This window comes from Streptomyces pinistramenti (genome assembly GCF_020564935.1).
GTDB classification, from domain to species: domain Bacteria; phylum Actinomycetota; class Actinomycetes; order Streptomycetales; family Streptomycetaceae; genus Streptomyces; species Streptomyces pinistramenti.
The window spans coordinates 15,212-28,149 of record NZ_JAJCXB010000041.1; the positions used below are offsets into that span (position 1 = coordinate 15,212).

Annotated in this window: 9 protein-coding genes; 6 read left to right on the plus strand and 3 right to left on the minus strand. The window is 71.6% G+C overall.

What is annotated here, in order from left to right; all coding sequences use genetic code 11:
- The first annotated feature begins 21 nt into the window (after window positions 1-21).
- On the plus strand, window positions 22-1,125 hold the full coding sequence (locus LIU39_RS24385) for a DivIVA domain-containing protein (protein ID WP_227049010.1): 1,104 nt from the start codon (window positions 22-24) through the stop codon (window positions 1,123-1,125).
- 231 nt (window positions 1,126-1,356) lie between these two features.
- Here LIU39_RS24385 and ileS read toward each other — a convergent pair whose 3' ends face one another.
- Window positions 1,357-4,506 carry an isoleucine--tRNA ligase gene (ileS, locus tag LIU39_RS24390; protein WP_227049011.1) on the minus strand — a complete coding sequence of 1,050 codons (3,150 nt, stop codon included), beginning with the start codon at window positions 4,504-4,506 and terminating at the stop codon, window positions 1,357-1,359.
- A gap of 555 nt (window positions 4,507-5,061) precedes the next feature.
- Here ileS and LIU39_RS24395 point away from each other — a divergent pair.
- From LIU39_RS24395 to LIU39_RS24410, 4 genes are all read left to right on the plus strand, one after another.
- Window positions 5,062-5,826, plus strand: a complete 765-nt coding sequence (locus LIU39_RS24395; protein WP_227049012.1) for a TraR/DksA family transcriptional regulator — start codon at window positions 5,062-5,064, stop codon at window positions 5,824-5,826.
- 114 nt (window positions 5,827-5,940) lie between these two features.
- Window positions 5,941-6,543: a signal peptidase II gene (gene lspA / locus LIU39_RS24400; protein WP_227049013.1), complete on the plus strand. Its 603-nt coding sequence runs from the start codon at window positions 5,941-5,943 to the stop codon at window positions 6,541-6,543.
- A gap of 82 nt (window positions 6,544-6,625) precedes the next feature.
- The gene (locus tag LIU39_RS24405; RefSeq protein WP_227049014.1) at window positions 6,626-7,567 is read left to right on the plus strand and encodes an RluA family pseudouridine synthase; all 942 of its coding nucleotides are present in this window, start codon (window positions 6,626-6,628) and stop codon (window positions 7,565-7,567) included.
- 114 nt (window positions 7,568-7,681) lie between these two features.
- Window positions 7,682-9,277 (plus strand): Na+/H+ antiporter, encoded by a 1,596-nt coding sequence (locus tag LIU39_RS24410; RefSeq protein ID WP_227049015.1) that lies wholly within the window; start codon window positions 7,682-7,684, stop codon window positions 9,275-9,277.
- Window positions 9,278-9,292: 15 nt separating this feature from the next.
- On the opposite strand, the gene LIU39_RS24415 is transcribed toward LIU39_RS24410, so the two are convergent.
- Window positions 9,293-10,390: a mechanosensitive ion channel family protein gene (locus tag LIU39_RS24415; RefSeq protein ID WP_227049057.1), complete on the minus strand. Its 1,098-nt coding sequence runs from the start codon at window positions 10,388-10,390 to the stop codon at window positions 9,293-9,295.
- 168 nt (window positions 10,391-10,558) lie between these two features.
- On the opposite strand from LIU39_RS24415, the gene LIU39_RS24420 reads away from it, so the two are divergent.
- A complete protein-coding gene (locus LIU39_RS24420) occupies window positions 10,559-11,164 on the plus strand; it encodes a dienelactone hydrolase family protein (RefSeq protein WP_227049058.1) in 606 nt (201 codons plus the stop codon).
- A gap of 59 nt (window positions 11,165-11,223) precedes the next feature.
- Here LIU39_RS24420 and LIU39_RS24425 read toward each other — a convergent pair whose 3' ends face one another.
- A complete protein-coding gene (locus LIU39_RS24425; protein ID WP_227049016.1) occupies window positions 11,224-12,876 on the minus strand; it encodes an alkaline phosphatase D family protein in 1,653 nt (550 codons plus the stop codon).
- Between the last annotated feature and the right edge of the window lie 62 nt (window positions 12,877-12,938).

The following is a 12,938-nucleotide window of genomic DNA, read 5'->3' on the forward strand; positions in this document are numbered from 1 at the left end:
CTACGTTGAGGTGAAGTAGAGATGCCGTTGACCCCCGAGGACGTGCGGAACAAGCAGTTCACGACCGTCCGCCTCCGAGAAGGCTATGACGAGGACGAGGTCGATGCCTTCCTCGATGAGGTCGAAGCCGAACTGACCCGCTTGCTGCGGGAGAACGAGGATCTGCGCGCGAAGCTGGCCGCTGCCACGCGGGCCGCCGCGCAGAACCAGCAGCAGGGCCTGCGGAAACAGCAGGACCAGCAGCAGGACCAGCAGCAGCAGCGACCGGGTGCACCGGTGCCCGCCGCCATATCCGGTCCGCAGCCGGTGCCGCCGCAGCAGCAGGGGATGGGTGGACCTCCCCAACTGCCCGGTGGAGCACCTCAGCTGCCCGCAGGTCCCGGTGGCCACGGCCCGCAGGGCGGACCGCACGGTCCTGGCCCGATGGGCCCCGGCGGTCCGATGGGTGGCGGCCCCCTGGGCGGCCCCGGCGGTCCGCAGCAGCTGCCCCAGGCGCAGCAGCAGGGCGGCCCCGGTGGTGACAGTGCCGCTCGCGTGCTGTCGCTGGCTCAGCAGACCGCCGACCAGGCGATTGCGGAGGCCCGTTCCGAGGCCAACAAGATCGTCGGCGAGGCGCGCAGCCGGGCCGAGGGCTTGGAGCGGGACGCCCGCGCCAAGGCCGATGCGCTGGAGCGGGACGCGCAGGAGAAGCACCGTGTGGCGATGGGCTCGTTGGAGTCCGCGCGCGCCACGCTGGAGCGCAAGGTCGAGGACCTGCGCGGCTTCGAGCGCGAGTACCGCACGCGACTGAAGTCGTACCTGGAGAGCCAGCTGCGTCAGTTGGAGAACCAGGCGGACGACTCGCTGGCTCCGCCGCGGACCCCGGCGACCGCTTCGCTGCCGCCGTCGCCCTCGATGGCGTCGGCCGGTGCGGGCAGCATGGGCGGCAACCACACCATGGGTGGCGGTCAGTCGATGGGCAGCCACAACGGCGGTGCCAGCGGCGGTCCTTCGTACGGCGGCCAGCAGCAGATGTCGCCCGCGATGACCCAGCCGATGGCTCCGGTGCGGCCGCAGAGCCCGCAGCCGATGGGGCAGGCGCCGTCGCCGATGCGCGGCTTCCTCATCGACGAGGACGACAACTGACGTACTGACGCTCAGGCGTCGTACACGGTCGGCAATCAAGGCCGGGCCCCGAGGGAAACTTCCCTCGGGGCCCGGCCTTTTGTGTGCCTGTGCCGGGCCGTTGCCTGCGGCGTGTGTACCGGAGGGGCGGGGCCGGCCCGGTGGCGTGTGGTGTGGGACCAACACGCGGGCCCCCGGCGCTGGTGTGCGCCGGGGGCCCGGTGGGGTACGGCGGCCGAAGCCGCCCGGGGGTTACGCCTTGCGCAGCCGGAAGGCGAGTGCCAGGGCCTCGTCGGAGAACCGCTCGCCGTAGCCGTCCGCGGCGTCGGTGGCGTTCTGTTCCGCGGTGAAGGTGGTGGCCAGGACCTCGTCGGCGATCAGGCCGGCGTGGTCGGCGAGTGCCCGTCGGACCTCCTCGTCGGCGGACTCCCAGCGCAGCGCGATCCGGTCGGCGACGTCGAGGCCGCTGTTCTTGCGTGCCTCCTGGATGAGGCGGATGGCGTCACGGGCCAGTCCTGCGCGGCGCAGTTCCGGCGTGATCTCCAGGTCCAGGGCGACGGTCGCGCCGGAGTCGGAGGCCACCGACCAGCCCTCGCGCGGGGTTTCGGTGATGATGACCTCGTCGGGAGCCAGCGTGATGCGTTCGCCCTCGACCTCGACCGCGGCCTCGCCGCCGCGCAGGGCGAGGGAGAGGGCCGCGGCGTCGGCGTCCGCGATGGCCTTCGCGACTGCCTGGACGCCCTTGCCGAACCGCTTGCCCAGCGCACGGAAGTTGGCCTTGGCGGTGGTGTCGACGAGGGAGCCGCCCACCTCGGAGAGCGACGCCAGGGAGGAGACGTTCAGCTCCTCGGCGATCTGCGCGCGCAGGTCGTCGGAGAGGCCGGCGAAGCCGTGCGCCGCGACCAGGGCGCGGGACAGCGGCTGACGGGTCTTCACGCCGGACTCGGCGCGGGTCGCCCGGCCCAGTTCGACGAGCCGGCGGACCAGCAGCATCTGGTCGGACAGCGTCGGGTCGATCCGGTCCTGGTCGGCGAGGGGCCAGGAGGACAGGTGCACGGAGTCCGGTGCGTCCGGGGTGACCGGGACGATCAGGTCCTGCCAGACCCGTTCGGTGATGAACGGGGTGAGCGGCGCCATCAGGCGGGTGACCGTCTCGATGACCTCGTGCAGGGTGCGCAGCGCGGCCGGGTCGCCCTGCCAGAAGCGGCGGCGGGAGCGGCGGACGTACCAGTTGGAGAGGTCGTCGACGAAGGAGGAGAGGAGCTTGCCGGCGCGCTGGGTGTCGTAGACCTCCAGGGACTCCGTGACGCCTTCGACCAGCGTGTTCAGCTCGCCGAGCAGCCAGCGGTCGAGCAGCGGGCGGTCGGCGGGGGCCGGATCGGCCGCGCTGGGCGCCCAGTTGGAGGTGCGGGCGTACAGGGCCTGGAAGGCGACGGTGTTCCAGTAGGTGAGGAGGGTCTTGCGGACGACCTCCTGGATGGTGCTGTGGCCCACTCGGCGGGCGGCCCACGGGGAACCGCCGGCTGCCATGAACCAGCGGACCGCGTCGGCGCCGTGCTGGTCCATCAGCGGGATCGGCTGGAGGATGTTGCCCAGGTGCTTGGACATCTTGCGGCCGTCCTCGGCCAGGATGTGGCCCAGGCAGACGACGTTCTCGTAGCTCGACTTGTCGAAGACCAGGGTGCCGACGGCCATCAGCGTGTAGAACCAGCCGCGGGTCTGGTCGATGGCCTCCGAGATGAACTGCGCCGGGTAGCGCTTCTCGAACAGCTCCTTGTTGCGGTACGGGTAGCCCCACTGCGCGAACGGCATCGAACCCGAGTCGTACCAGGCGTCGATGACCTCGGGGACGCGGGTGGCGGTGGCTCGGCAGGTCGGGCAGGGGAAGGTGACCGCGTCGATGAACGGGCGGTGCGGGTCGAGCGAGGACTGGTCGGTGCCGGTCAGCTCGGTCAGTTCGGCGAGCGAGCCGACGCAGGTGAGGTGGTCCTCGTCGCAGCGCCAGATGGGCAGCGGGGTGCCCCAGTAGCGGTTGCGGGACAGCGCCCAGTCGATGTTGTTCTGGAGCCAGTCGCCGAAGCGGCCGTGCTTGACCGAGTCCGGGAACCAGTTGGTGTTCTCGTTCTCGCGGAGCAGGGCGTCCTTGACCGCGGTGGTGCGGATGTACCAGGACGGCTGGGCGTAGTAGAGCAGCGCGGTGTGACAGCGCCAGCAGTGCGGGTAGCTGTGCTCGTACGGGACGTGGCGGAAAAGCAGGCCGCGGGTGTCCAGGTCGGCGACCAGCGCCTCGTCGGCCTTCTTGAAGAACTGGCCGCCGACGAGGGGAAGTTCCTCACCGAAGGTGCCGTCCGGGCGGACCGGGTTGATCACCGGCAGGCCGTACGCCTTGCAGGTCTTGAGGTCGTCCTCACCGAAGGCCGGGGCCTGGTGGACGAGGCCGGTGCCGTCCTCGGTGGTGACGTAGGTGGCGTTGACGACGAAGTTGGCGCCCTCCAGCTCGACGAGACCGAAGGGGCGCTCGTAGGCCCAGCGTTCCATCTCGCGGCCGGTGAAGGACCGGCCGGTGGGCTGCCAGCCCTCGCCGAGCGCCTTCTCCAGCAGCGGTTCGGCGACGACCAGCTTCTCCGTGCCGTCGGTGGCCTCGACGTAGGTGACGTCCGGGTGCGCGGCGACGGCGGTGTTGGAGACCAGGGTCCAGGGGGTGGTCGTCCAGATCAGCAGGGCGGCCTCGCCGGCCAGCGGGCCCGAGGTCAGCGGGAGCCGGACGAAGACGGACGGGTCGACGACCGTTTCGTAGCCCTGCGCCAGCTCGTGGTCCGAGAGGCCGGTGCCGCAGCGGGGGCACCAGGGGGCGACGCGGTGGTCCTGGACGAGCAGGCCCTTGGAGAAGATTTCCTTGAGGGACCACCACACCGACTGGATGTAGTCGGGGTCCATGGTGCGGTACGGGTCGTCGAGGTCGGTCCAGTACCCCATGCGGGTGGTCAGCTCGGCGAAGGCGTCGGTGTGGCGGGTCACCGATGCGCGGCACTTGGCGTTGAACTCGGCGATGCCGTACGCCTCGATGTCCTTCTTGCCGTTGAAGCCCAGCTCCTTCTCCACGGCCAGCTCGACCGGGAGGCCGTGGCAGTCCCAGCCGGCCTTGCGGCCGACGTGGTAGCCCTGCATCGTGCGGAACCGGGGGAAGACGTCCTTGAAGACGCGCGCCTCGATGTGGTGGGCGCCGGGCATGCCGTTGGCGGTCGGGGGACCTTCGTAGAAGACCCACTCGGGCCGCCCCTCGGACTGCTGGAGGGTGCGGGCGAAGACCTTCTGCTCCTGCCAGAAATCGAGCACGGCGTGCTCAAGGGCGGGGAGGTCTACCTGGGCGGGTACCTGGCGGTACTGGGGCTGCGGACTCATCGGGGGCTTCCTCCGGCGGACACCTGCTGTGTTTTCCGTCCGGAGGGACGAGAGCCGTGCTCCCGCGGTACCACCCTCCTTGGCGGTGACGCTCCACCGCCCCCTCATTGGGGTCGCGCTGCCGGTTCTACTCACCCCGGGGGCGAACCCGCGGGCTTTCTTCCGGCGGCTCCGGGGTGATCTTCACGCCGTGCACGCCTCCGGGCTCGCACCGTCCCCGGATCGCTGCTGGCTGCGTACGACGCTACTCGTCCCGTCGATGCCTTTCGCTGGGCCCAGTGTACGGGGCCGTGGTGACAGCGGCCGACCGGTTTTCCGGCGTCCGCGCACCGGGGGCGATCCGGCGCCGGTGTGACCCGAATGGACAGGGGCGGCCGCGGGGCGCCGGGAGTGAGACGTCCCCGGGGCGCGGCGGATTACCGGGGCGGGAGCGGGGCACAACCGAGGGCAGAGCGGGGGTATGGGCGGTGCGTCCCGTTGCCGCGGTCGGTGCGGCGATTTATCGTTCCCGTCACGATTCGCGAACAAGATCACATATGTGAAGGGGTCGCGGCCATGGTGGCGAAGAAGACCGCCGCGAAGAAGAGCACGACGCCCGCCGAAGAGGCCGGCGCGACGCGGCCCGCTCCCGAGGGAGCGCATGCCGACGCGACGGCCCCGAAGAAGGCCGCGGTGAAGAAGACCTCGGCGAAGAAGACCGCGAAGGCACCGGCCAGGAAGACCGCGAAGACCTCCGCGCAGCCCGCCGCGAAGAAGACCTCGGCGACAAAGACCTCAGCGAAGAAGACCGCGGCGAAGAAGGCCGCGGTGCCCGCGAAGAAGACGGGAGCCAAGACGGTGGTGGCGAAGAAGACCGCGGCCGCGCGGACGGCGGCACACGGTGAGGACTCGGCGGTGCCCAAGGCCCGCGCGGCCGCGGCTCCGGACGAGCTGGCCGTACGGCCCGGCGAGGAACCCTGGACGCCGGAGGAGGTCGCCGATGCGCGGGCCGGCCTGATGAGCGAGGCGGAGCGGCTGCGCGCGGAGATCGCCGCGTCCGAGAGCGCCATCGCCGGGCTGATGCGCGACTCCGGGGACGGTGCGGGCGACGACGAGGCGGACACCGGCACCAAGAACATCACCCGCGAGCACGAGCTGGCCCTGGCCTCCAACGCCCGCGAGATGCTGCTGCAGACCGAGCGGGCGCTGGTCAGGCTGGACGCAGGCACGTACGGGCTGTGCGAGAACTGCGGCAAGCCGATCGGCAAGGCGCGGATGCAGGCGTTCCCGCGCGCGACGCTCTGTGTGGAGTGCAAGCAGAAGCAGGAGCGGCGCGGCTGACGGGCCGCTGCCGGACGTCCTACGGGCCCGGTCGTGCCCGTAGGGCCGTGCCGTACCCTCGTCCTGTGCCAGGCGTGGCCCTGGCCACGGACCGACGGGCTGAGGGACTCACACGTGGCAGAGGCGGAACGCACCACCGGTACACCGGAACCCGGGACGGGTTCCGGCGCGGAACCCGCTGAGGGGTCCGAAGGGGGACGGCCGGCGGAGCCGGAACCGGGCGCGAGCCGCGGGAAGCGGCGGATCTTCGCCCTGCTCCTCGTCGCGCTCGTCGTGTATCTGCTGGATTTGGGCAGCAAGATCCTGGTCGTCGCGAAGCTGGAGCATCACGCGCCTGTCGAGGTGATCGGGACGCTGCTGCAGTTCGAGGTGATCCGTAACCGCGGCGCGGCGTTCAGCATCGGCGAGGCGCTGACGATCTTCCTCTCGCTGATCGCCGCCGCGGTGATCGTGGTGATCGCCAGGATCGCCCGCAAGCTCTACAGCCTTCCCTGGGCCATCGCGCTGGGGCTGCTGCTCGGCGGCGCCTTCGGCAATCTGACCGACCGCATCTTCCGGTCGCCCGGTGTCTTCGAGGGCGCGGTGGTCGACTTCATCGCCCCGGCGCACTTCGCGGTGTTCAACCTCGCCGACTCGGCGATCGTCTGCGGCGGCATCCTCGTCGTGATCCTGTCCTTCCGGGGCCTGGACCCCGACGGCACGCTCCACAAGGACTGACCGCGGCCCGGCGATCCCGGGCCCACGGGCCGCGGATCCACCGCCGGGCAGGTCACCCCTGCCGGACTGCCATACTCGTGGGGTGAGCACCCTTCCCGAGATCCGCACCCTGCCCGTACCGGACGGCCTGGAGGGCGAGCGCGTCGACGCCGCGCTGGCCCGCATGTTCGGCTTTTCCCGTACGAAGGCCGCCGAGCTCGCGGCGGGCGGCAAGGTCCGGGTCGACGGCGCCGAGGTGATGAAGTCCGAGCGGGTGCACGGCGGTGCCTGGCTGGAGGTCGAGATGCCGCAGGCCGCGGCGCCGGTCGAGATCATCGCCGAGCCGGTCGACGGCATGGAGATCGTGCACGACGACGAGGACATCGTGGTGATCGTCAAGCCCGTCGGCGTCGCCGCGCACCCCAGTCCCGGCTGGAGCGGCACCACCGTCATCGGCGGCCTGGCCGCGGCCGGCTACCGCATCTCCACCTCCGGTGCCGCCGAGCGGCAGGGCATCGTGCACCGCCTCGACGTCGGCACCTCGGGGCTGATGGTCGTCGCCAAGTCCGAGCGCGCCTACACGCTGCTCAAGCAGCAGTTCCGCGAGCGCACGGTCGACAAGCGTTACCACGCGCTGGTCCAGGGCCACCCGGACCCGATGAGCGGCACCATCGACGCCCCCATCGGCCGGCACCCGCAGCACGACTACAAGTGGGCGGTCACCGCCGAGGGCAAGGCGTCGGTCACGCACTACGACCTGATCGAGGCGTACCGCGCGGCCAGCCTCCTCGACATCAAGCTGGAGACCGGCCGCACCCATCAGATCCGGGTGCACATGTCCGCGCACCGCCACCCGTGCGTCGGCGACCTCACCTACGGCGCCGACCCCACGCTCGCCAAGCGGCTCGGGCTGACCCGGCAGTGGCTGCACGCCATGCGGCTGGGCTTCGAGCATCCTTCGGACGGCCGCTGGGTCGAGTTCGAGAGTGCCTACCCTCAGGACCTCCAGCGGGCCCTGGACACCGTGCGGGACGAGAGTTCCTGACGCCGGAGCAGGGCGGCGTCAGCACACCGGACGGACCGGGCGAGACCGGTTGCTGTGCGGACATGGCAGGCTTGGGGCGGAATGTGATCGGACTCGACCCCGGAGCGTAACCCCGTGGACCAGCTCGCCCTGCTGTTCTTGCTTCTTCTCGGGGCTGTGGTCACCGTCCCGGTCGGCGACCGGCTGGGGTTGCCCTCGCCGGTGCTGATGACCCTGGCCGGTGCCGTCCTCGCGCTGCTGCCGTTCGTCCCGAACGTCGACATCCCGCCGGAGTACATCCTTCCGCTGGTCCTGCCGCCGCTGCTCTACGCGGCGGTGCAGCGCACCTCCTGGCGGCAGTTCACCGCCAACATCCGGCCCATCTTCCTGCTCGCCGTCGCGCTGGTCTTCGCGACCACCGCGGCCGTCGCGGCGGTCGCCCAGGCCGTGGTGCCGGGTATGCCGCTCGCCGGAGCCGTGGTGCTCGGCGCGATGGTCGCACCGCCCGACCCGGTCGCGGCGACCGCGGTGGCCGGCAAGCTCGGGCTGCCCCGGCGGATGGTCTCCATCCTGGAGGGCGAGGGGCTGTTCAACGACGTCACCGCGATCGTCCTCTACCACGTGGCCCTGGCGGCTGCGGTCAGCGGCACCTTCTCCGCCCCCGGCGCGGTCGGCTCGCTGTTCCTCTCCGCCGTGGTCGCCATAGCGGTCGGACTGGTACTGGGCTGGGTCGCCAACAAGCTGATGGGGCTGCTCGGCGACCCGACGCTCCAGATCGGCCTGACCCTGCTGGTGCCGTTCATCGCCTACGTCATCGCCGAGGAGTTCCACGGCTCCGGCGTCCTGGCCGTGCTGACCACCGCACTCTTCCTCGCCGAGTACGCGGTCGACGCCGACGACGTGATGGGCCGGCTCGCCGGATACACCTTCTGGGAAGTCGTCGACACCCTCGTCACCGGCGTCGCCTTCGGCCTGATCGGCCTGGAGCTGCACAACATCTTCGGCGCCGCGTCGGGCCGCTGGGGCGAGATGCTCGGGGCCGGCGCGGCCGTCGTCGCCGTGGTCGTCGCGGTACGCCTGCTGTGGCTGCTGCCCGCGGCCTGGCTCGCCAAGCGGATGCACAAGCGGCGCGACTACGACGAGGACATCCCGATGAGCTGGCGGGAGACGCTCATCATGTGGTGGTCGGGCATGCGCGGTGTGGCGTCGGTCGCGCTGGCGCTGGCCATTCCGTACACGGTGGACGACGGCGGCGCCTTCCCCGCCCGCGAGGAGATCCTGTTCATCGCCTTCGCCGTGGTGCTCACCACCCTGGTCGTGCAGGGCCTGACGCTGCCCTGGCTGGTGCGCAAGCTGCGGGTGCGGGCCGACACGGAGGCCGAGGACGAGCTGGAGCGGGCGCTGGCGCTGCGCGTCATCAAGGCGTGCAAGCACCGGCTGCGGGAGATCCTGGAGGTCGAGGAGCTGCCCGAGGAGATCAACGATCAGCTGGCCCGCCGCGCCTACGACATCGGGGCCAGGATCGCGCCGGACATCGTGGACGACGACCGGCGCGAGCACTTCGAGAAGCGCATCACGCGGATGAAGAAGGTGCAGCGCATCCAGGGCGAGATGCTGTCGGCGGCGCGGCACGAGGTACTGGCCGCCCGCAGCGAGCCGGGTGTCGACCCGGAGATCGTCGACCGGGTGCTGCGCCAGCTCGACATGCGCAGCCTGCGCGGTACGCCGTGACGGTGTCCCGGCTGCTCAGCGGCCGTCCTTCGTCAGTGGCGGGGCGGCCCGCTGCTCGATGAGGGCGGCCGCGTCGTGGCCCGGGGCCTGCGCGGTGCTGATCCGCGGCAGCGCGTACGGATGCTCGGTCCGCAGCCACTCGATCATCCGCTCGCGTACCTGGCAGCGCACCGTGAAGATGGTGTCCGCGTCCCGGGCGGTGACCAGCGCGCGGACCACCATCGTGGACGGGGTGGTGTCGGTCACCACCAGGCTCCAGGCGCGGCCGTCCCACTCCGGGCACTCCTGGAGGATCTCGTGCAGCCGCGGCCGCATCTTCTCCAGCGGCGCGGAGTGGTCGAGGTGGAAGAAGACCGTGCCGGTCATCTGGGCGCCGCCGCGCGACCAGTTCTCGAACGGCTTGCCGGTGAAGTACGACACCGGCATGGTGATCCGCCGCTCGTCCCAGGTCCGCACGGTCAGGAACGTCAGGGTGATCTCCTCGATCGTGCCCCACTCGCCGTCCACCACGACCGTGTCGCCGATCCGCACCATGTCGCCGAAGGCGATCTGGAGGCCGGCGAAGAGGTTGCCCAGCGTGGACTGGGCGGCGACACCGGCGACGATGCCCAGCAGGCCGGCCGAGGCCAGCACGGACGTGCCGACCGCGCGCATCTCGGGGAACGTCAGCAGCATCGCGGCCGCGGCGACGGTGATCACCACCGCGGTCACCACCCGCTGGATCAGCGTGATCTGGGTGCGTACCCGCCGCACCCGCGCCCGGTCGTGCGCGTTCGCCGCGTAGCGCGAGTACGACGCCTCGACGATCGCCGCCGCCACGCGCACCGCGAGCCAGGCGGACGCCGCGATCAGTACCAGGGTCAGCGCCCGGCCGATGCCCATCGTGTGGTCGTCGACGAGACCGAGGCCGGTCGCGTCGTACGAACCGCGCAACAGGGCCGCGCACAGCAGGAGTTGCAGCGGTATCCGGCAGCGGCGGAGCAGTCCCCACAGCGGGGTCTCCGGGTGGGCGGCGTCGATGCGGCGCAGGGCCAGGTCGGCGAGCCAGCCCAGGGCGAGCGTGATGACGAGCGAGCCGCCGATGACGGTCAGCGGGCGCAGCACGTCCTCCATGGACACGTCGGTTCCTCCTTGGCAGTGCTGATTCCCGGCCGGTGCCGGAGCGGTCCGTTGCCGTCGCGGGGTGTGCGCGGCGCCCGGCGCGAGGCGCGCGTGGCGGTTCCACCGACGGTAACTGGCAGGATGGGGAGAGAGCGATTCAACAACAGGGGTGTGATCTCAGTGCCGGCCTCCACCGAGCCCGCGACCAGCGGTTCTTCGACGATTGTGCTGTTTCATTCGGTGTGCGGGCTGCGTCCCGCGGTGCACGCGGGCGCCGACCGGCTGCGGGCCGCGGGCCATGAGGTGATCGTCCCCGATCTGTTCGACGGCAGGACCGCCGAATCGGTCGCCGACGGCATCGTGATCAAGGACGAGATCGGCAAGGACGAGCTGCTGCGGCGCGCGGTGACGGCGGCCGCCCCGTACTCGGACCGCGGCCTGGTCTACGCCGGTTTCTCCTTCGGCGGCTCGGTGGCCCAGAATCTCGCGCTGGCCGACGAGAAGGCCCGCGGCCTCCTGCTGCTGCACGGCACGTCGGACATCGCGGAGGGCACCGAGGTCGACGAGCTGCCCGTGCAGCTGCATGTCGCCGACCCCGACCCGTTCGAGCCGCACGACTGGCTGACCGCGTGGTACCTCCAGATGCGCCGGTCCGGCGCGGACGTCGAGGTCTTCCGCTACGCGGGCGCCGGGCACCTCTTCACCGACCCCGGCCTCGCGGACTACGACGAGGAAGCGGCGGAGAGCGCCTGGAAGGTGGCGCTGGGGTTCGTGGCGGACCTGTAGCGGACGGCGGCGGCGCGGCCCCCGGTGGTGCCGGGCCCGGCCACGCCGCCCCTGCTTGCTCAGCGCACCGGCGTCCCGCTCCGCTCCACCCGCTGGGTGCCCGAGCGCGTCCGGTACGAGCGCAGCAGGCGGCTGGTGGCCTGCGGGTCGGTCTTGTCGGACACCGCGAAGTAGTCCATCTGCGTCCGCTCGGCGGTGACGTCCAGGACGCCGTAGCCGTGCGAGTCCATGTCCAGCCACTTCACATGCCGGTTGGCGGCCCGTATCGCGGCGGCCCCGGCCAGGGAGACGGTCTGCGGGGCGACGTGCAGGATGTCGTCGACGTTGTCCGATGTGACGGACGTGACCACGAACTCGGTCGCCACCGGCGCGGTCGCCGGGTAGGTGGCCGCCCGCAGCGGCACGTCGTTGGCCCAGGCCATGTGGATGTCGCCGGTCAGGAAGACGGTGTTGCCGATGGAGCGGTCGCTGAGGTGGCCGAGGAGTTCGCGGCGGTCGTCGGTGTAGCCGTCCCACTGGTCGGTGTTGACGGCGAGGCCCTCCTGGGGGAGGCCGAGGATGCCGGCGAGCGGGCCGAGCAGGTGCGCGGGGACGGCGCCGAAGGCCACCTGCGAGATCATCACGGACGTGCCGACCAGCCGCCAGGCGGTGTCCGAGCGCTCAAGTCCGGCCTTGAGCCAGTCCAGTTGGGCCCGTCCGGTGAGCGTGCGGCCCGGATCGTCGACCGCGCCGCTGCCCGGCTTCGCCTGCTCGTCGCGGAACGAGCGCAGGTCCAGCAGGTGCAGATCGGCGAGGGTGCCGAAGCGCAGCCTGCGGTAGGTGGTGCCGGCGGTGGACGGGCGGACCGGCATCCACTCGAAGTACGCCTGCTTCGCCGCCGCCATCCGCGCGCTCCAGGAGCCCTCGGTCTCCGGGGTGTGGTTCACCGCGCCGCCCGACCAGGCGTTGTCGGCGAACTCGTGGTCGTCCCACATGGCGATGACCGGGTGCGCGGCGTGCAGCGCCAGCGCGTCCGGGTCGGTCTTGTGGACGCCGTGCCGGGTGCGGTAGTCGGCGAGCGTGAGGAGTTCGTGGGCGGGGGAGTGGGGGCGTACGACGTGCGGGAAGTCCGGGTATGCGCCGGACTTGTACTCGTAGAGGTAGTCGCCGAGGTGCAGCACGGCGTCCAGGTCGGCGCGGGCCGCGAGGTGGCGGTAGGGCGAGAAGTAGCCGGACTCCCAGTTGGCGCAGGAGACCACGCCGAAGCGGACGTGGCCGGCCGCCGCGTCGTGGGCGGGGGCGGTGCGGGTGCGGCCGACGGGGGAGTGCGCGCCGTGCGCGGTGAAGCGGTAGAAGTAGCGGGTGGCGGGCCGCAGTCCGCGCACGTCGGCCTTGACGGTGTGGTCGGCGGCCGCGGTGGCGGTCGTGCTGCCGCGGGCGACGACGGTGCTGAAGTCCCGGTCGGCGGCCACCTCCCAGCCGACCTCGGTGGCCGGGCCGCGGCCGGATCCCGGCACCGCAGAGGGCGCCGGGGTGACGCGGGTCCACAGCAGGATGCCGTCGGGCAGCGGGTCGCCCGACGCGACGCCGTGGAGGAACAACTGCCCTGGTTCCCGGGCCTCTTGGGCGGTCGCGGCGAAGGCTGCGGGTGCGCCGGCGAGCGGCAGCAGGGCGGCGGTGGCGGCTACGGCCGTGACGGCGGTGCGGCGGGAGATCTGGTCGTGATCGGTCACGGCGGATCACCTTACTGGCCGGTACGAGCGACGGGGAGGGCGCTGTCCGGGAATTCATCCAC